The organism is Methylobacterium sp. 391_Methyba4 (assembly GCF_029691625.1).
Taxonomy (GTDB): Bacteria; Pseudomonadota; Alphaproteobacteria; order Rhizobiales; family Beijerinckiaceae; genus Methylobacterium; species Methylobacterium fujisawaense.
In genome coordinates, this window is the sequence record NZ_CP121475.1 from 6,182,137 (window position 1) to 6,199,366 (window position 17,230).

Consider the following 17,230-nt stretch of genomic DNA (forward strand, 5'->3'; position numbering starts at 1 on the left):
GACGCGCCGCGAAGCCGTGCAGGAGCCATCCATGTCGCGCGATACTCAATCCGGAGGCCTGACCCGCCGGAGCACCATGGCGGGCGCCGCCGCCCTGGGCCTCGTCGCGGGCCGGGCCGGCGCGCAGGAGGCCGCCGAGGCCACCGGGATCGTCTCCGCGCGCGATGCGGCCGGCGGGGACCCAGTCCCGTTGCCGGGTGTGCTGGTGTCCAACGGTCGCGAGGTCGTTCGCACGGACGATCAGGGCCGCTACCGCCTGCCGATGTCGGGCGACGGGGCGGTCTTCGTGATCAAGCCGCCGGGCTACGCCCTGCCGCGCGACGCCGACAACGTGCCGCGCCATTCCTACATCCACCAGCCCGGGGGCACGCCCGCCGAGCTGGGCCTGCGCTATCGCGGGCTCGCGCCCACCGGGCCGCTCCCGGCCTCGATCGACTTCACCCTGACCCGCGTGGACGAGACGACGGACTTCGACGTCGTGCTGTTCACCGATCCCCAGCCCGAGAGCCGGTTCGAACTCGACCATGTGCGGGACACGGCGGTCGCCCGCGCCATGGCGATCCCCGCGGCCTTCGGCCTGACCACCGGCGACGTGCTGTTCGACGACCTGTCGCTCTACGGGCGGTCCAACCGCATCGTCGGGCGGATCGGTCTGCCCTGGTACAATCTGCCGGGCAATCACGATCTCAACATGCAGGCGCCGGACGCGCGCTACAGCCGCGAGACGTGGAAGCGGGTGTTCGGCGCGCCGACCTACGCGTTCCGGCACGGCCGGGCCTGGTTCGTGATGCTCGACAACGTCGAGTGGCTCGGGCCGCCCGTGCCGGTGGGCGCCAACACCTATCGAGGCCGGATCGGCGAACGCAGCCTCACCTTCCTGCGCAACCTCCTGGCCGAGATCCCCCGGGACGACCTGATCGTGCTGGCCATGCACATCCCGCTGCACACCGACACCGCGCCGGACGATCCGCGCAACACCACCACCGACCGCGCCGCGCTCCTCGAGCTGCTCGCCGGCCGCAAGGTTCTGAGCCTCGCCGGCCATACCCACACGACCGAGCACCATTACCTCGCCGACGGGCACCACCATCACGTGCTGACCGCCGTCTCGGGCTCGTGGTGGAGCGGTCCCGACGCCCGCACCGGCATCCCCTCCGCCGACAGCCGCGACGGCACGCCGAACGGGTTCCACGTCCTGTCGATCCGCGGCGCCGACTACACGTCGCGCTACGTCGCCGCGCAGGGTCAGCCGGACGAGACCATGCGGATCCTGTTCGAAAGCGAGTTGCGGGCCGGCGCGCCGGAGGTGGTGCGCTGGACCCGGCCCGTGCAGGGCCTCCGGCCGCCGGTGCCGCAGGACGCGCTCCCCGACACGACCCTGGTGGTGAACGTGTTCGACGGCGGCCCGCGTACGCACCTCGCGTTCCGGGTCGGCGAGGCGCCGGCCCGGCCGATGGCGCGCACCCGCCGCCTCGACCCGTTCGTCACCGAGCTCTACGAGCGCTACCCGGAGACCAAGAAGAGCTGGGTGAAGGCGACGCCCTCGACCCATATCTGGACGGCGCGGCTTCCGGACGATCTCGCCCCTGGGGCCCACCGGGTGATCGTGGAGGGGACGGACGAGTACGGCCGCCCGATCCGCGGCTGTACGGTGCTGGAAGTCACCGGCGAGCGCAGCCGCGGCTGAATCCGGGCGCCGCGTGCTCGGCGGCGCCCGCGCGGGTCACGCCGCCAGCTGGCGGGCGCCGTGGCCGCCCTCCTGGATCTCCTCGATGACCTTCGCGCAGAAGGCGTCGAGGTCGCCCGGGTTGCGGCTCGTGACGATGCCGTGATCGGTCACGACTTCCTTGTCGTGCCAGCGGCCGCCGGCATTGATCACGTCGGTCCGGATCGAGCTGAACGAGGTCAGATCGCGGCCCTTGGCCGCGCCGGTCTCGATCAGCAGCCACGGGGCGTGGCAGATCGCAGCCACGACCTTGCCGGATGTGAGGAAGCTCCTGATCACGTCGAGCGCCCGGGGCTCCAACCGGAGCTTGTCCGGGTTGATCTGACCACCCGGCAGGACCAGGGCGTCATAGGATGCGGGATCGACCTGCTCCAGATCGGTATCGACCGCGACCTCCTTGCCCCAGTCGGTCTTGTCCCAGCCGCGGATCGTACCCTTGCTCTGGCGCGATTGCGGGGCGGCGACGGTCACGGTGGCGCCGGCCTGGGCCAGCTTGGCCTGCGGGACGGTCAATTCGCTCTCCTCGAAGCCGTCGGTGGCGAGGATCAGGATCTTGGCTTGGCGGATGTCGGGCATGGCGGGTGTCCTCTTTGGGGATCTGCCCGGCTAACAAAGGGTCGTTCGCCCTGTTCCTGCGGCCCTCGGCCGCCCGGCCGCGTCCGAAACCGGATGTCGGTGCGGTCAACGGAACTCCCGCGAGGGCGACCCGTTGGTCACCACCCCAACCGCCAGGAGTCGCGTCATGGCCAATCCCGGTCTTCCCGAGCCCACGCCCGGCGACCTGCCGCCACCCCCGCCGGCGCCCGATGAGGAGCCCGATATCGGTCCGACCGGTCCGCGCACGCCTTATCCGGTGAACGATCCGGGGATCGGAGAGCCCGGCGGCCCGGGCTCCGAACCCGACGTCTTCCCGGGCACGCCGACCGATCCCGGCACCCGCATGTGAAATGCTGTCAGTGACCGCCGTGCGAGGTTCGCACGTCGCGCGGCGCGCTGAGAATTTCGGAGAGGCTCGTCACCACGTGGCGGGCCTCTTCGTCCGTGAGGCGAAGCTGGAAGGGCGGTAGCGCGCCAGCCTGAAGGGCGACCACGGCCTGGCCTTCGTCATCGGTGCCGATCTCGATCGCGGACGACGTCACGTCGAGCATGGCGACCTCTTCGTCGCCCATCTCGTCGGCCATGTCGGGCTCGTCCGTGTCGTCGATCGCCGTCAGAAGTTGCCCGACGGCGCGCACCAGCGCCCGGGCGGCGCGGGCATCCATCACCACTGCCGTCGCCTGATCGTCCTTCTGGAAGGACAGCTGGATGTTCGCACCGTCCAGCGAGACCGAGATGCCTGCCATGTATCGTCCAGAGCCACGCGCCTTAACTGCTTGAGCGCATTCCGTATATGCATCGTGAACGCCCGGAATCACAGGGGGCGGGGCCTCTCGGCCGCCTCCCGATTCCGGCCTGCGACGCAGATGATACGCCGCTCATGCCTTGTTGCGGCCGCAGCCTGCGCTTAAATACGTCCTCGGGGGGCTTTTCCACCGAGGCTGACGCTGCTCAAGGTTCAGCGACTCGCGCCCCGCCGCACTGGCCAAATCCAGAAAGACCGTGGTGCATCACGCGGCCCTCGTGCCGCGCGGATGGCCTATGGACGAACGAGGTACACTACGTGAATACCGGCACTGTAAAGTGGTTCAATGAGACCAAGGGCTACGGTTTCATCCAGCCCGACGATGGCGGCAAGGACGTGTTCGTCCACATCTCGGCAGTCGAGCGCGCCGGGATGCGCAACCTGATCGAAGGCCAGCGGATCACTTACGAGATCCTCACGGACAAGCGCAGCGGCAAGGACGCCGCCGGCAACCTGCAGGCGGCCTGACCGTCGCAGGATTTGAAGGCGCCTCACGCGGCTTTCCTTGCGCCAGCCGGTACAGGTGAAAGGCTCGCATGACGCGCGAAGCGGCCGCCCGAAGCGGTTCCCCCTTCCGACGCTGCCATTCCGGGCAAGATCGCCCGGTCCGGGTCGCGTCGGAGGCAATATCCCAGAAACGACGCCGGACGCAGCCAACGTTCGGTCCAGAGAAGAAAAGACACAGATGTTGTTCGAGTTTACACGGCGCCGCGGCGTCCGTTCCCCCGTGACCGATGCGCCGACCTTCCGGGTGGGCAAGCTGGCCCGGGCCAAGACCGCGGAGCAGACCGGGGTCGATGTCAGCGACCTGATCGACCGATCCTACAATTACCATTCCCCGCGCGAGCTGCATTGGCATCTCGCCGAGCGCCTCGGGCTCGCGCCCGGCGCGGTGAAGCTTCGCGAGGCGGCGGCGGCCTGAGAGGCCGGACCGCCGGTCTGCGCAGGGCCTCGTCCTCAGACGTCCCAGGCGGACAGGACGGGGTCGCGCAGGCCGACCGGTGCCGCGAGCAGCTCGCCGTGCACCGGGTCGGGGCGGTTGTAGAGCGTCGCCGCCCCCCCGAAATCGCAGACCACGCCCCCTGCCTCACGCAGGACGAGGTCGGCGGCGGCAAGGTCCCAATCGCGGGCATTGCCGGAAATCATCCCGATATCGACCGTTCCGTCCGCCACGCGGGCGAGCCGCAGGGCGAGAGACGGGATCCGCGCGATCACCTCGAAATCCGGTTCCGTACCGGCGCCGCGGGTCAGACGGTCGAGCATCGGCTTCGGGCCGGTGATGCGGGCGCCCGTCAGGTGCTGCCGTGCATCGACGCGGATCGGTTCGCCGTTCCGCGTCGCGCCGCGACCGCGCACCGCCTCGTAATCGGCGTTGCCCACCGGCGCGTGCACGAACCCGATCAGCGGTTCGCCGCCCGACAGGAGCGCAACCGCGATCGACCAATCCGGATGGCCCGACAGGAAGGCCCGCGTCCCGTCGATCGGATCGACGATCCAGACGAGGTCGTGGCCGAGGCGGGCCGGGTCGTCGGCCGTCTCCTCCGACAGCCACGCGGCGCGCGGCACGAGGGCGCTCAGGCGCACCTTCAGGAAGGCATCCACCGCGACGTCCGCCTCGGTCACCGGCGAGCCGCCGGCCTTGGACCAGATGCGGGCCGAAGTCTGACCGCCGAGCCTGAAGAACGGCCGCGCGATGTCGGCCGCCTCGCGCATCACGGCGCGCAGCTCCGGCATGAGGGCGGATACGGCATCGTCGGTGAGAGACTCGGGCATCGCGCTCCGCGTGGAATCCGTGCGGCCCGCGAGGGCCTTGCTGTCCCGTCCGTCCGGTGACGCGGACGTCCGGGCCCGCCTGGGCTCACCCGCTCGGGCTGAGAAGACCCGGCACGGAGGATCGCGCGCCCGGTCGCTCCGTTGTACGGCGCCTCCCGCAGCGCCACAAGGATGCTGGTTGATCGTTCGATAACGACCGGTCTGGGCAAGGAAATGTTGAGCATTCAAGGAAGCATTGAGCATTCCGCAAATGACAGCGCTGTCCAGATTCGCTTAACGACGGCTCTTAAGCGGTGCGGAGGAGTTCGGGTGCGATTTTGCTTGGCATAACGGACGGCCCGACAGGGACCGCCACTTGCTCCAGGGACTCGGACTGATGAACACTTCCCCGGCCACGGACAAAAGCCACGCAGGACACCCGATGCACGGTGCTGACACCGCGCCCCGTTTCGTCGCTTCGCCGCTTCCGGTGATCGGTCGCGCCGCGGGTGCGCGCCGCGCCGTCGGGATCGCGCTCGCCTATGCCACCGAGGATGCGGAGATCACCGGGGCCGACCGGTTCAGCCTGATCCTGGTGGATGCCGAAGGCGACGTGCTCCAGCGCCTCGGCAGCTTCGAGGAGGACGACGTCGTCGCCGTGTGGCGCGACATCGCGGCGCGGGCCGGACTGACGCGGATGATCGTCCGCGAGGACGGCCTCCTGGTCCCGGTCTCGCAGCAGATCGGCCGGCTGATTCTCGGCCAGGTCCGGATCCGCCGCCGTCATGCAGGCCTCGGCCGCCGCCGCCCGCGGTTCCTGGCCCGCCGCAAGACCGGCCGGCTGCCGGCGCGTCCGCAGATCTTCCGCGGCGAGAACGAGATCATCGCCCGCACCTGAGGGCGCCGACCGCTCTTAGACGAGATTGCGCAGCACGAGGTCGGCGGTGAGGCCGACGAACAGAAGCAGCCCGGCATCCCGGTTCGACCGGAACAGCGCCAGAGCCCCGCGCCCATCGCGTTCCCGCAGCGACAGGACCTGCCAGGCGAGGTGCCCGGCGAAGGCCGCGACGCCCAGATACCCGACGAATCCCGCACCGGCCCCGCGCGCCGCCAGCATCACGAAGGCAGCCGCCAGCGCGTAGCAGAGCCCGACGGCGAGACGCACATGCCGGCCGAACAGGCGCGCCGACGAGCGGATCCCCGCGATCTCGTCGTCCTCGATATCCTGCACCGCGTAGATCGTGTCGTATCCGATGATCCAGCACAGGGCGCCCGCGTAAAGCAGCAGCGCCGGCGGATCGAGGCGGGCGAACACGGCGGCCCAGCCCATCAGCGCTCCCCAGGCGAAGGCCAGGCCCAGAACCGCCTGCGGCATCGGCATGACCCGTTTCATGAACGGGTAGATCGCCACCGGCAGCAGCGAGCAGAGGCCGATGATCACCGCCTCGGCGTTGAACTGCAGCAGGACGGCCAGCCCGATCAGAGCCTGGATCACCAGGAAAAGGGCAGCATGGCGCGGACGGACCTGACCGGAGGGCAGGGGGCGCAGGCGCGTGCGCTCGACCTGCGCGTCGAGGTCTCGGTCGGCGATGTCGTTGTAGGTCGAGCCCGCTCCGCGCATCGCCACCGCGCCGATCAGGAACAGGAGGCAGTGCCAGGGATCGGGAAAGGCCTGATCCGCGGCGATCGCCGCCAGGGCGGCCGACCACCAGCAGGGCAGGAGGAGGAGCCACCAGCCGATCGGCCGATCGATCCGGGCGAGGCGCAGGTATGGACGCCAGGAACGGGGCGCCAGCCGGTCGACCCAGTGACCGGAGACGGCATCGGCTGGCCGCCCGTCGTCAAGCGCCGTCCCGTTCATCGGTCGGATCTCCGGTCGTGCCACACGTGCGTCCCCCATCGCTGCAGAGGGGGGACCCGCGCCGGATCCGTGATCCTCTCAGACGATCTTACAGAGCGCCCTGCGGCAGCTTGAAGCTGCCGGTCAAGCCCGGTCCGCCGAGCAGGCCGCCGCCGCCGCCGCCGGCCTGGGCCTGGGCCTGTGCGCGGGCCTGCGCCTCCATCTTGGTCGCCTGAGCGGCGACGCTGCAGATCTTGGTGCGGATGCCGCTGACCTTCACGTGGTCGGCCTTGAAGCCTTCCGCGAAGGAATCCGGGATCGAGCACCATTCCTTGTTGGCGGCGATCCACTTGATGCCCTCGGTGCCGTTGGCCTGGAGCTTCCCGAACAGGGCGCAGGCCTCCTGCGGGGTCATCTTCTTCTTGGACTGCGACGCCGCATTGGCGCGGCCGACCAGTGCCTTGCGCTCGGCCAGGGTCTTCTGGATGGCGCCGCATTCCGGTGCCGCGCTCTGCGCGAACGCGGCGGTACCGAACACGACGGTGCCGACCAGCACCGCCGCCCCCAGCTTCAGACTCCCCTTCGCCATTCCGAGACTCCCTCGACGCCCCTGCCGAATCCGCGAGCGGCCGGCTTTCTTCCGTTCCCCTGGGTTCGCCATAGGATTGTGGCGTCAATCGAGCGGCAAACCGGCTGCGCCATGCACCGGTGGACTGGCTGCCGAAAACCGGGGCTCGTAACCATTCGGCAACACTTTCGGCGGCCCGCCCTGCGTTGACAGGCTCGCCGCCCCGGGCGACCACGCCGCCATGCCGGCCTATGACTTCACCGCCCCGCGCCTTCACGTCGCGGCCGATCTCGCCGCGGGCGTGATTCTCCCCCTCGATCGCGCCCAGGCCAACTACCTGCTCAACGTGCTGCGCCGGGGGCCGGACGATCCGGTCCTGGTCTTCAATGGACGCGACGGCGAGTGGCGCGCGCATCTGGTCCAGACCGGACGCAAGGGCGCCGACCTCCACGTCGCCGCGCGGACGCGCGCCCAGACGAAGCCGGCCGACCTGCATTATCTCTTCGCACCGCTGAAGAGCGCGCGCCTGGACTACCTCGCGCAGAAGGCGGTCGAGATGGGCGCCGGGACGATCCGCCCGGTCATCACCCGGTACACGCAGGGCGACCGAATCAACATGGACCGGCTGCGGGCCAATGCCGTCGAGGCGGCCGAGCAATGCGGGATCCTGACGATTCCCGATTGTCCCGACCCCGAGCGTCTCGCCCCGGCCCTGGCGGGGCTCGCCGCCGAGCGGCTCCTGGTGTTCTGCGACGAGGACGCGCCGGTGCGCGATCCCGTGCAGGCGCTGCGGGCGGCCGGCGATCCGCAGGATCCCCCACCGCTCGCCGTGCTGGTCGGTCCGGAAGGCGGCTTCTCGGAGGAGGAGCGTGCGCTGATCCGGGCGCGGCCGAACACCGTCGCGCTCTCCCTGGGACCGCGCATCCTGCGGGCCGACACGGCCGCGGTCGCCGTGCTGGCCCTGGTGCAGGCGGTCCTCGGCGACGCGCGCTGAAGGCGGCCCGGCCCGATCCATGTGTGCCCGCGCACATGAAGGCGTCAGCCCGGACGATTGTTTCCCCGGATCGGACGTGAAGCGGCGCGCCGGCCGAGGCCGCCGCGTTGTGGGTTCCCGGCGGCTCGATTATGTCCCGGAACGGACGCCGCCTGCGCCGCGGGCTCATCGGGGTCGGGGGCGGGTGTCCGCCCGGAGCCCGCTCGCGAGAGCGGGTCGATACCGGGTGGATCCGCCGAAGCAGTTCGGCGCGCCCGTTCCAACGCATAAGTCAGACGCACGGGCAGGCAGCGCATGGCGCGCGACAGCAACGACACCACGCCGCTCACCACGCGCGCCGAACTGATCGAATGGTTCGCGGCGGGCGAGAAGCCGCGCGCCCGCTTCGCGATCGGCACCGAGCACGAGAAGATCCCGTTCTACCGGGAGAGCCGGGCGCCCGTCCCCTATGACGGGGATCGCGGCATCCGGGCCCTTCTGGAGGGCCTTGCCGGCGAGACGGGCTGGGAGCCGATTGTCGATCTCGGCAACATCATCGGCCTGTCGGCGGAGGCGGGCGGTGCGATCTCGATCGAGCCCGGTGGCCAGTTCGAGCTGTCCGGCGCCGCGCTGCCCGATGTGCACGCCACCGCCGCGGAACTCGCCACGCATCTCGCCGCCACGAAGCGGGTGGCCGATCCTCTGGGAATCGGTTTCCTGACGCTGGGCATGAGTCCGAAATGGCGCCGGGACGAGACCCCGGTCATGCCCAAGAGCCGATACCGGATCATGGCCGGTTACATGCCGAAGGTCGGATCGCTCGGCCTCGACATGATGCTGCGCACCGCCACGGTGCAGGTGAACCTGGATTTCGCCTCCGAGGGCGACATGGTGCGCAAGATGCGCGCATCCCTGGCGCTGCAGCCGGTGGCCACCGCGCTCTTCGCCAACTCTCCCTTCACAGACGGCCGGCCGAACGGCTTCCTGTCGCGCCGGTCCGAGATCTGGCGCGACACCGATGCCGATCGGACGGGGATGCTGCCCTTCGCCTTCGATGCCGGGTTCGGCTACGAGGCCTATGTCGACTGGCTGCTCGACATGCCGATGTACTTCGTCAAGCGGGGCGACACCTACCACGACGTGTCGGGCGCCTCGTTCCGTGACCTGATGGCCGGCAAGCTGCCGCAGCTGCCCGGCGAGTTCGCGACGGTCTCGGACTGGGCCAATCACGCCTCCACCGCCTTCCCCGAGGTCCGGCTGAAGCGTTTCCTGGAAATGCGCGGCGCCGATGTCGGCGATTCCGGCATGATCGCCGCCCAGGCCGCTTTCTGGGCGGGCCTCCTCTACGACGAGGCGGCCCTCGACGCGGCCCTCGACCTCGTGAAGGGGTGGAGCCCGGCCAATCGCGAGGCTGCGCGGGCCACCGCACCGCGCCTCGGGCTCGCGACTCCGGTGGCCAACACCACCCTCGGCGCGGTCGCCGCCGAGGCCCTGGCGATCGCCCGGTCGGGTCTGCGGGCACGGGGCCGCCGCGACGCCGAGGGGCGGGACGAGACCATCTACCTGCAGCCTCTCGAGGCCATCGTCGCGGCCGGCCGGACGCGGGCAGAGGATCTTCTCGCCGATTACGAGGGCCGCTGGGGCGCCTGCGTGCGGCCGGCCTTCGCCGAATGCGTCTTCTGACGCCTCCCTGATCGACCGACGCACCGGGCGCGAATCACGTCCAGAGCGTGCTATTGGAACGTTCCAGCAGGGCGTTTTGCCGCTGGAGGATCGTACCATGACCCGTGTCACCGCCGTCATCCTTCTGGCGATGGCTTCCTTGCCGGCGAGCGGGGGCGCAGGTCAGGCGGCCGATCTGGCACGGTTCGAGGCTCCAGGCCCGGCGCCGGGCCCCGGCCGCTGGCATTACGGGGCGGGCGGACGCATTGCCGGAACCGTGGCGGCCCGCGGGCGTCCGCAATACAGCTACTATGGCGAGTACGGTTATCCCGCACCCTTCGGTTACGGCTATGCCTACGCGCCGGTGCCGAGCCACGGCTTCGACTACGGCTATTCCGGTCCGCGCTATCTCTGGTCTGCACCAGACAGCTATTCCGGGCCTGCCTTCGGTTATTACGAATGGTGAGCGGATCCGCTGGCTTCGCGGGCCGGCGATGCCTATGACGCGCCGGGTGCCGGTCGCTATGCCGGTCGCTATGCCGGTCGCTATGCCGGTCGCTATGCCGGTCGCTGCGCCGGTTCGGGAGCTTGCGGCGTGCGGGACGAAGATCCGGATTGCGTCGATCTCGACCTCAGCGGGCTGAAATGCCCCCTCCCGGTCCTGCGCACGCGCAAGGCCCTGCGAAGCCTTCCTGCCGACCGCACGCTGGTGGTGACGTGCACGGATCCGCTGGCTGCCCTCGACATCCCGAATCTCGTGCGGGAGGAGGGCGCGCGCCTCGACGCTGTCGAGCGGCGCGCGGAACGCCTGCGCTTCCGCATCACCGTGTCCGCAAGGCCGCCGCATTCCTGAACGATCCGTGAGCCTTCCAGGGGCAAGGCAGGATCGGTATGGCACCGCGGATCGGGGGCGTGCGCCTCGTGCACGACGGTTGGGCGCGCTACCTCGTGGCCGAGGTGATGCAGGAGGACGGAACCCGCCTCACGCGGGAGATGGAGGATCACGGCCGGGCGGTCGCGGTGCTGCCTTACGATCCGGAGCGGCGGGTCGCCACGCTGGTCTCGCAGTTCCGGGCGCCGGTCCTCTACTCGGGGGGGCCGCCGAGCCATATCGAGGTCCCGGCCGGCCTCCTCGACGAAGGCGCTTCGGAGGATGAGGCACGCCGCGAGGCCCTGGAGGAGACGGGGTTGCGCCTGGGGGCGCTCGACTTCGTCGCCAGCGCTTGGTCGATGCCGGGCATCTCCACGGAGCGGATGGACCTGTTCCTCGCCGCCTACGGCGAGGCCGACCGGACCGGAAGCGGCGGCGGCCTCGCCGCGGAGGGCGAGGCCGTGGCGGTGCATGAGATCCCGCTGCCGGAGCTGGCCGCCATGGGCCGCCGCGGCACGATCACCGACATGAAATCGCTGACGCTGCTGTTCGCGCTCCAATTGCGGCGGCCGGACCTCTTCGAGGCGACGCGCTGAGATCAGCCGGCGCGCCGCCCCATCTGCTCCCGCATCGCGAGGCCGATGAAGCGCCAGGACTTGATGAAGTAGCGGCGGAACAGCCGCCGCGGCGCCTGCAGGAACCGGTAGATCCATTCGAGGCCGAGGCGCTGCATCAGCTGGGGCGCGCGCGGCAGGAACCCGGCCGCGACGTTCAGGGCGTCGCCGACGCAGAACACCACCGGTTCACCGAGCGTCTGGCCGTGCCGATCCACCCAGATCTCGGATTTGGGCGCGCCCACACCCATCACCAGCAGTGTCGTACCGTGGGCGCGGATCCGCTCCGCCAGCGCGCGGCTGTAGGCCGCATCGTGCTCGAAGCCGAAGGGCGGGACCGCGCTGGCTACGGCGCCGGCCGGAAGGCCCGCCGTCTGCAGGCGAAGGGCCAGGGCGTCCGCCGCATCCTTGCGGGCGGAGACGAAGAAGACCCGCTGCGCGAAGGCCGGCGGATCGGCGAGGACGCAGCCGAGGAGATCGTGCCCGGTGATACGGTGCACGGGCCGGCGACAGGCCCTCCGGGCCAGCCAGACCAGCGGCATCCCGTCGAGGGTCCTGGCCGCAGCACGCGCGTAGGCCTCGCGAAAGGGGGCATTCTCGCTGAGCTGGACGACATGATCGACATTCGCCGTGACGATCATCCGGGGCCGGCCGTCTCGCCGGGCCGCGACGGCGGCCACGAGGGCCGCGACGGGTCCGGTGTGAAACTGGTATCCGAAGAGTTCGACGGTCGCCTCCGCCTGCGGCGACCCGGACGCCGCGCAGGCGGGGCCGCTCACCGTGTGTGCTTCCCCGCGGACCGGATCCATGGCGCCGAGGTAGAGGCTCATCTCTCCGATGTCACGCATCGGCGGCCCGGAAGCTGGTCGCCGGCCGAGTGGCGGCGCGCAGGGTGCGGCGACGGTCGCTGTCGGCGCCGAGGAGCAGGGCGATGCCGCCGCCGAGCAGCAGGCCGAGGATCAGGGCCACCGGCAGGACGATCTTGGGCGACGGCGGGAAGGTCCGCTGGCGCGCGGGTGTCGCGGCCGAGATGATGCGGACGTTGGTGGTGTTGAGCCGCTCCTGCTCGCTCGCCTCGCGGGCGCGCTTCAGGTAGGCCTCGTAGATGCCGCGGCGGGCCTCAAGAGTCCGCTCCAGTTCGCGCAGGCCGACATAGGCCCGGTCGCTGCTCGCCGTCTCGGTCTTCACCCGGTCGAGATTCGTCCGGATCGCCGCCTCGCTCGCGGCGGCGCGGTCGTAATCCTTCTGGGTCGTCTCGATGATCCGCTCCTTCTCGCGCTGGATCAGGCGCTGCAGGTCGCGCTGCTGGGCGTATTGCTCGGCCATGGCCGGGTGGCGTTCGCCGAGGCGGGTGGCGAGCTCCGCGGTGTTGCGGGACAGCGTGGCGTATTGCTGCCGCAGAGCCTGCATCTCCAGGGATTGCAGCATCTCCGGCAAAGCGGTGCTGGGATCCGACGAGCGCATCCGGCGCGCCTGATCGAGGCGCGACTTGGCCTCGGCGGTCTTGATCGAGGCGGTGACGAGCTGCTGATTGAGGTCGCCGAGCTGCTGGTCGGTGAGCAGGCGGCCGCTGGCCGCCACGAGCTTGTGATCCTCACGGTAGCGCACCACCGCGCCCTCCGCCTGCTCGACATCCCGCTTCAGGCTGGCGAGCCGTCCGGCCAGGGCGCTGGACGCGCGGCGCGCGGTCTCGGTGCGGGCCGCCGCTTCTTCGGCGAAGTAGGCGTCCCCGACGGCGTTGGCGATGCGCGCGGCCTTCTCGGGATCGCGGGACTGCACCGCGACATCGATCACGAAGGTCCGCTCGGCCCGTCGGACGGTGAGCCGGTTCTGAAGCGTGTCGAGAGCGGTGATGACCGGATCGCGACTCGCCGCCGGCGGAAGCATGCCCAGAGCGCCCTTCACCCAGGTGAGGGTCGGGTTGTTGCCGTCCGGCAGGACGAACTCGTCGTCCTGATCGAGGTGGAGCTTGGCGATCACCCGGCGCAGGACGCTGTCGGACTGGATCACCCGCACCTGGCTCTCGGCGATCGAGACGCCGCTGTCGGCCTGGGGCTGGCGCGCGTTCACGTCGTTCTCGACGACGCGCAGATCGCTCGGATCCACGAGAACCTGGATGCTGGACGTGTAGCGCGGCGGGATCAGGCCGAGCAGCGCCACCGCCACTGCGACCATGAACAGGCCGCCCAGCACGATGAAGCCGCTGCCGCGCCACAGGCGCCGGAGGATCACGCGACCGTCCGTCTGCGGGCTCACCTGCGGCAGCACCATTCGGACGGGCTGCTCACCGCTCATCCGTGTCGAGAAGTCGAACATACGCCTCGCTCCCTGACCTGTCGGGACGGAGACAACCGCCCGCCGCCAACCTCGTCGCCTGTTCCCTTTCTGACCAGCTTCGTGCCGGTCTGGAACAGGTGCTCGCCCGAGGCGCCGTCTTCGTCGGGAGTCCAGCAATCAGCATACCGGACCAGTAGTATCGCCCCGCTGCGGTTCCTGCTTCAGGAAGCCCGCAGATATCGCATACAGACGTAATCCTAACTGTCACGACAATCGAACGTGAAAAGTCTCCGATTTGTTGGGGACTACGCAGGCCGCCTCAGGCGCTGCGGTCGCATGCGACAATTGACTCCAACGGTGCGTAGGCTGTCGGGTCGCCCGACAGGAAGCGTTGGAAGCGCAGCCCATCCTCGGCCGCTGTGGCGTTCCAGCACGCCACGTTGGCCCGGCTTGCCGCCGCCGCGCGGGTCAGACCGCCATCCCGGAGCCAGGCGGCGATGGTCCGAGCGGCGCCGTCCGGATCCTCCGGCCGGATCAGCAGGCCGGACGTCCCCAGCACCTCACGGAACACCGGGTCGTCCGGCGCCACGACCGGCAGGCCGCCATGCTGGACTTCCAGAAGCGGCAACCCCAGCCCCTCCGCCTTGGAGGTCGAGACCAGCAGGTGGCACGACCCCGCGAGGGCCCGCAGCTCCGCGTCGGCGAGGTATCCGTGCCGGTGCAGGAACGGCGGTGGTGCCTCCAGGAAGGCGTGCCGCCCCCATCCGACCCGGCCAACGAGATGGAGTTCCGCCGGGATGCCGGCGCGGATCAATGCCGCCGTCAGGGCGAGGGTCGCCGGATAGTTCTTGCGCGGTTCGATGGTCCCGATGGCGAGGAGCCGCAGCGTCGCGCCGGGCTCGTAGGCCGCCGGCCCCGGCAGGTCGGCCAGGCCGAAGGCGTCGCGGACGGCGGGTCGCAGCAGGGCGACGCGGGCGCGCTCCGCGCAGAGGGCGCGCACGGCCGCGCCGGTGGTGCGGCTGTTGACGAACAGGTTCGGGCACCAGCGCAGGGCGAGGGCGAAGCTCGGGCTCATGTAGATCCGGCTGCGCAGGCTCAGATCCGCCTTCCGCGTTAGCAGGAAGGTGTCGTGGACGTAGAGCAGGCACCGTGCCGCCGCGATGGCGCAGAGCGGCCCGGGCGGGAAACCCGGGAACAGGAACAGGGCGTCCCTGTCCGTGAGCGCCCGCGCGGGGAGGCCGATCTGCTGGGCGGCGATCATGCCGGGCAGGGAGCCGGCGGTCACCGGCCGCACAGTGTGCGGGGCGAGCTTCTCCGGGGCGAACAGGTCCAGGGTGACCCGCTCGATCCCCGTGACATGGGCCCGCAGATGGGTCTGGTCCAGGTAGATCCGCCGCTGCGCCATGCCGGATTTCGCCTTGTGGTCCGTCATGGCACCCTGCGCCGCAGCGTGCCGGCCAAGTACAGGCACCGCCGCACGAAGAGCGGCATCCGGCGGCCGAACACCATCTGCTTGGCCCGCCGCAGCCGGCGCACGAGCGGAGGCGAGACCGCCGGGACCGTGCCGGTCGCGCCCGTCCGCAGATCGGCCGCGAAGGGGAAATGCCCGAGCATCGCGGGGGCGAAGCGCGGATGGGCCGCGCCGCCCCCCAGGCCCTGCCGCCGGAAGACCGCCTCCAGCGACAGCGCCGCCGCGGCCGGGCTGTAGCGGCTCTCCAGGGCGATCCGCGCGAAGGCGCCGAGGCGGGTGCGGGTCGCCCGGTCACCGACCAGGGCGGCCAGGGCGTCGGCGAGGGCGCCGGGCCGCATCGGCACGAGGCGGCCCGAGACGCCGTCGATCACCGCCGAGGTCAGCCCGGCGGTGCGGTAGGCCAGGGTCGGGACCCCGCACAGGCCGGCCTCGATGGGCGTCTGTCCGAGAGTCTCGTGGCGGCTCGCGGTGACGTGGAGGTCGCAGGCGCCGTACCACGCCGCCAGCATCGCCTCGTCCGCGATGAGGCCGGGCGCGAACAGGTTCGCGATCCCGAGCCGGGCCGGATCGTCGAGGCGACCGATCGCCACGACGCCGACGCCCGGTTTTGCCACGGCCTGAAGCGCCCCCCGGAGATCGGCAAAGCCCTTGTCGGGCCCGTCGACGATGACCGAGGATACGAGGATCAGCACGTCATCGGGGGGCAGGCCGAGCCGGCCGCGCAGGCCGGCGCGATCGCCGGGCCGGAAGACGGCGGTCGGGAAGGCGAGGCGGATCGGCTCGACCACGGTGCCGGGCGGCGCGAGTTCGCGGGCCCGCGCCAGCGTCCAGTCGGAATTGGCGAGAAGCCAGGGAGCCGGAGATCGGGCCGGAGATCGGGCCGGGGATCGCACTTCGGGCCCGACCGGGGCGCCGGCGAGCACCGCGCGTTTGCGGTCGTGCATGCCGGCGATCCGGCCGGGGGCCAGTTGCGGATACTCGTCGGGGGTGGGGCAGGCCGCATCGCAACCGATCGCGGCGCGGCCGCACGCGCGCGGATGGGCGCACCGGCCCGTGAGGGGGAAGAGGTCGTGCAGCACGAGGCCGACCGGTCCCCGCCGGGCCAGACGGCCGACGACGTCGAGGCTGCGGGTGGCGCCGTGCAGGTTGCCGGCCAGGACGAGATCCGGTGCGGTCGCCGCGATCGCGGCCTCGGCCGGGGGGAAGACGTCGCGCCACTCGGCGGCCTCGGGACGGCCGCTCAGGGTGACCTCCGCGATCCGGTGACCGGCGAGAGTCAGTGCCTCGGCGAGCCGGCGCTGGGCCACGCCGGCCCCGCCCTGGGTGCCCGTCCCGGTGAGCGACACGATCGACAGACCGCTGGCGGGCGGAGGAAGGTCCGAAAGCAGCCTGTGGAGCAGGGCGGGACGACCGATCAGGCTGCGCCGGTCCTCGGATGTCGTCGACCAGGCGGCCCCTTCGTTCAGCATGCCGTCGGGGTCGAGGTCCGCATGGTCCGCCAGCCCGTCGCGCCGCCAGAGGATCCCGCCCCCCGCAGACCTGCGGCCACCGGCTTCCGCCGCGCGATCGGGCCCGTCGAGGCCCCGGACGGCGTGGTCGAACAGGACGCGCAACCCCGCGACCGCGTCGACCTCGGCGAGCGAGGCCTCCAGCGCCAGAGCGATCAGCGCACCCGGGGCGAGCAGGTCGCCGGCAGCGAGCCAGAGCAGATGATCCGGACCGGGATCGGTCAGGATCCGCTCCACGGCCGCGCGGCCGGTCGTGGGCGCCAGCACGTCGTGTCGGAACTCCGGATAATCCTGGCGCAGGACCGACGCGACGGTCCCGGCCAGGGCGGCATCCGCGTGTGCCACCGTGATGATCCGGATCCGCGGCCAGGGGCGCCCGTCGGGCAGCGACCGCGGACGGGCGGGTCCGGGGGGGCTGCGCCCGTACGGCCAGCCGGCGACGCCGTGGGGAGGCGGTGACATGTCTGCGGCCTCGGTCACGGCGGCTCTGGCGGCGGCTCGGGTCTCGTGCGGGGCGACAGAGTGGACGGGAAGGTTGAAGATTGCCTCTCGGGGCCGGCGGCGTC

At 71.0% G+C, this 17,230-nt stretch carries 19 protein-coding genes; 10 read left to right on the forward strand and 9 right to left on the reverse strand.

From position 1 onward, the window contains the following. Positions 1–31 precede the first annotated feature (31 nt). The gene (locus P9K36_RS29170; RefSeq protein ID WP_278306297.1) at positions 32–1,687 is read left to right on the forward strand and encodes a calcineurin-like phosphoesterase family protein; all 1,656 of its coding nucleotides are present in this window, start codon (positions 32–34) and stop codon (positions 1,685–1,687) included. 36 nt (positions 1,688–1,723) lie between these two features. Here the strand turns inward: P9K36_RS29170 and P9K36_RS29175 are convergent, their stop codons facing one another. Then, positions 1,724–2,302 carry a type 1 glutamine amidotransferase domain-containing protein gene (locus tag P9K36_RS29175; protein ID WP_043382680.1) on the reverse strand — a complete coding sequence of 193 codons (579 nt, stop codon included), beginning with the start codon at positions 2,300–2,302 and terminating at the stop codon, positions 1,724–1,726. Between the two features lie 166 nt (positions 2,303–2,468). Here P9K36_RS29175 and P9K36_RS29180 point away from each other — a divergent pair, with 166 nt between their 5' ends. Continuing rightward, the gene (locus P9K36_RS29180; protein WP_043353093.1) at positions 2,469–2,672 is read left to right on the forward strand and encodes a hypothetical protein; all 204 of its coding nucleotides are present in this window, start codon (positions 2,469–2,471) and stop codon (positions 2,670–2,672) included. A gap of 7 nt (positions 2,673–2,679) precedes the next feature. Here P9K36_RS29180 and P9K36_RS29185 read toward each other — a convergent pair whose 3' ends face one another. After that, entirely contained in the window at positions 2,680–3,069 is a 390-nt protein-coding gene (locus P9K36_RS29185) for a hypothetical protein (RefSeq protein WP_043353095.1), read from the reverse strand. Positions 3,070–3,386: 317 nt separating this feature from the next. Here P9K36_RS29185 and P9K36_RS29190 point away from each other — a divergent pair, with 317 nt between their 5' ends. Both P9K36_RS29190 and P9K36_RS29195 read left to right on the forward strand, forming a co-directional pair. Continuing rightward, positions 3,387–3,596, forward strand: a complete 210-nt coding sequence (locus tag P9K36_RS29190) for a cold-shock protein (RefSeq protein WP_010682786.1) — start codon at positions 3,387–3,389, stop codon at positions 3,594–3,596. Between the two features lie 217 nt (positions 3,597–3,813). Further along, positions 3,814–4,050 carry a hypothetical protein gene (locus P9K36_RS29195; protein WP_043353097.1) on the forward strand — a complete coding sequence of 79 codons (237 nt, stop codon included), beginning with the start codon at positions 3,814–3,816 and terminating at the stop codon, positions 4,048–4,050. Between the two features lie 35 nt (positions 4,051–4,085). Here the strand turns inward: P9K36_RS29195 and P9K36_RS29200 are convergent, their stop codons facing one another. After that, the gene (locus P9K36_RS29200; protein WP_111473212.1) at positions 4,086–4,901 is read right to left on the reverse strand and encodes a 3'(2'),5'-bisphosphate nucleotidase CysQ; all 816 of its coding nucleotides are present in this window, start codon (positions 4,899–4,901) and stop codon (positions 4,086–4,088) included. A 421-nt stretch (positions 4,902–5,322) separates the two neighbouring features. Here P9K36_RS29200 and P9K36_RS29205 point away from each other — a divergent pair, with 421 nt between their 5' ends. Further along, complete coding sequence (locus P9K36_RS29205) at positions 5,323–5,778, forward strand: DUF6101 family protein (protein ID WP_043382683.1); 456 nt, start codon at positions 5,323–5,325, stop codon at positions 5,776–5,778. 15 nt (positions 5,779–5,793) lie between these two features. On the opposite strand, the gene ubiA is transcribed toward P9K36_RS29205, so the two are convergent. Then, positions 5,794–6,741, reverse strand: a complete 948-nt coding sequence (ubiA, locus tag P9K36_RS29210) for a 4-hydroxybenzoate octaprenyltransferase (RefSeq protein ID WP_043353102.1) — start codon at positions 6,739–6,741, stop codon at positions 5,794–5,796. Between the two features lie 88 nt (positions 6,742–6,829). Then, positions 6,830–7,309: a hypothetical protein gene (locus P9K36_RS29215; RefSeq protein ID WP_043353104.1), complete on the reverse strand. Its 480-nt coding sequence runs from the start codon at positions 7,307–7,309 to the stop codon at positions 6,830–6,832. Between the two features lie 220 nt (positions 7,310–7,529). On the opposite strand from P9K36_RS29215, the gene P9K36_RS29220 reads away from it, so the two are divergent. The 5 genes from P9K36_RS29220 to P9K36_RS29240 all read left to right on the forward strand — a co-directional run bounded on the left by P9K36_RS29220 (position 7,530) and on the right by P9K36_RS29240 (position 11,390). Next, positions 7,530–8,282, forward strand: coding sequence for a 16S rRNA (uracil(1498)-N(3))-methyltransferase (locus tag P9K36_RS29220; protein ID WP_278306298.1), 753 nt, complete (start codon positions 7,530–7,532; stop codon positions 8,280–8,282). A gap of 294 nt (positions 8,283–8,576) precedes the next feature. Next, entirely contained in the window at positions 8,577–9,944 is a 1,368-nt protein-coding gene (locus P9K36_RS29225) for a glutamate--cysteine ligase (RefSeq protein WP_043353108.1), read from the forward strand. 97 nt (positions 9,945–10,041) lie between these two features. After that, positions 10,042–10,389, forward strand: coding sequence for a hypothetical protein (locus tag P9K36_RS29230; RefSeq protein ID WP_278306299.1), 348 nt, complete (start codon positions 10,042–10,044; stop codon positions 10,387–10,389). A 129-nt stretch (positions 10,390–10,518) separates the two neighbouring features. Beyond that, complete coding sequence (locus tag P9K36_RS29235) at positions 10,519–10,776, forward strand: sulfurtransferase TusA family protein (protein ID WP_278306300.1); 258 nt, start codon at positions 10,519–10,521, stop codon at positions 10,774–10,776. A 38-nt stretch (positions 10,777–10,814) separates the two neighbouring features. Then, on the forward strand, positions 10,815–11,390 hold the full coding sequence (locus P9K36_RS29240) for an NUDIX hydrolase (RefSeq protein WP_043382695.1): 576 nt from the start codon (positions 10,815–10,817) through the stop codon (positions 11,388–11,390). A 2-nt stretch (positions 11,391–11,392) separates the two neighbouring features. Here P9K36_RS29240 and P9K36_RS29245 read toward each other — a convergent pair whose 3' ends face one another. The 4 genes from P9K36_RS29245 to P9K36_RS29260 form a co-directional block, all read right to left on the reverse strand. Further along, positions 11,393–12,238, reverse strand: coding sequence for a WecB/TagA/CpsF family glycosyltransferase (locus P9K36_RS29245; protein WP_236961732.1), 846 nt, complete (start codon positions 12,236–12,238; stop codon positions 11,393–11,395). Positions 12,239–12,248: 10 nt separating this feature from the next. Further along, positions 12,249–13,724, reverse strand: a complete 1,476-nt coding sequence (locus tag P9K36_RS29250) for a GumC family protein (protein WP_278306301.1) — start codon at positions 13,722–13,724, stop codon at positions 12,249–12,251. Positions 13,725–14,004: 280 nt separating this feature from the next. After that, positions 14,005–15,117, reverse strand: coding sequence for a glycosyltransferase (locus P9K36_RS29255; protein ID WP_043382703.1), 1,113 nt, complete (start codon positions 15,115–15,117; stop codon positions 14,005–14,007). Continuing rightward, positions 15,114–17,126, reverse strand: coding sequence for a glycosyltransferase (locus P9K36_RS29260; protein WP_100794128.1), 2,013 nt, complete (start codon positions 17,124–17,126; stop codon positions 15,114–15,116). The genes P9K36_RS29255 and P9K36_RS29260 overlap by 4 nt, the downstream gene beginning before the upstream one ends. Positions 17,127–17,230 lie beyond the last annotated feature (104 nt).

Bases quoted from the DNA above. Each gene is read 5' to 3' on its own strand.
- P9K36_RS29240 (WP_043382695.1), top strand. From the start codon at position 10,815: ATGGCACCGCGGATCGGGGGCGTGCGCCTCGTGCACGACGGTTGGGCG.
- P9K36_RS29260 (WP_100794128.1), bottom strand. From the start codon at position 17,126: ATGTCACCGCCTCCCCACGGCGTCGCCGGCTGGCCGTACGGGCGCAGC.
- P9K36_RS29195 (WP_043353097.1), top strand. From the start codon at position 3,814: ATGTTGTTCGAGTTTACACGGCGCCGCGGCGTCCGTTCCCCCGTGACC.
- P9K36_RS29255 (WP_043382703.1), bottom strand. From the start codon at position 15,117: ATGACGGACCACAAGGCGAAATCCGGCATGGCGCAGCGGCGGATCTAC.
- P9K36_RS29245 (WP_236961732.1), bottom strand. From the start codon at position 12,238: ATGAGCCTCTACCTCGGCGCCATGGATCCGGTCCGCGGGGAAGCACAC.
- P9K36_RS29225 (WP_043353108.1), top strand. From the start codon at position 8,577: ATGGCGCGCGACAGCAACGACACCACGCCGCTCACCACGCGCGCCGAA.
- P9K36_RS29170 (WP_278306297.1), top strand. From the start codon at position 32: ATGTCGCGCGATACTCAATCCGGAGGCCTGACCCGCCGGAGCACCATG.
- P9K36_RS29230 (WP_278306299.1), top strand. From the start codon at position 10,042: ATGACCCGTGTCACCGCCGTCATCCTTCTGGCGATGGCTTCCTTGCCG.
- P9K36_RS29205 (WP_043382683.1), top strand. From the start codon at position 5,323: ATGCACGGTGCTGACACCGCGCCCCGTTTCGTCGCTTCGCCGCTTCCG.
- P9K36_RS29180 (WP_043353093.1), top strand. From the start codon at position 2,469: ATGGCCAATCCCGGTCTTCCCGAGCCCACGCCCGGCGACCTGCCGCCA.
- P9K36_RS29215 (WP_043353104.1), bottom strand. From the start codon at position 7,309: ATGGCGAAGGGGAGTCTGAAGCTGGGGGCGGCGGTGCTGGTCGGCACC.
- ubiA (WP_043353102.1), bottom strand. From the start codon at position 6,741: ATGAACGGGACGGCGCTTGACGACGGGCGGCCAGCCGATGCCGTCTCC.
- P9K36_RS29220 (WP_278306298.1), top strand. From the start codon at position 7,530: ATGCCGGCCTATGACTTCACCGCCCCGCGCCTTCACGTCGCGGCCGAT.
- P9K36_RS29185 (WP_043353095.1), bottom strand. From the start codon at position 3,069: ATGGCAGGCATCTCGGTCTCGCTGGACGGTGCGAACATCCAGCTGTCC.
- P9K36_RS29175 (WP_043382680.1), bottom strand. From the start codon at position 2,302: ATGCCCGACATCCGCCAAGCCAAGATCCTGATCCTCGCCACCGACGGC.
- P9K36_RS29200 (WP_111473212.1), bottom strand. From the start codon at position 4,901: ATGCCCGAGTCTCTCACCGACGATGCCGTATCCGCCCTCATGCCGGAG.
- P9K36_RS29250 (WP_278306301.1), bottom strand. From the start codon at position 13,724: ATGTTCGACTTCTCGACACGGATGAGCGGTGAGCAGCCCGTCCGAATG.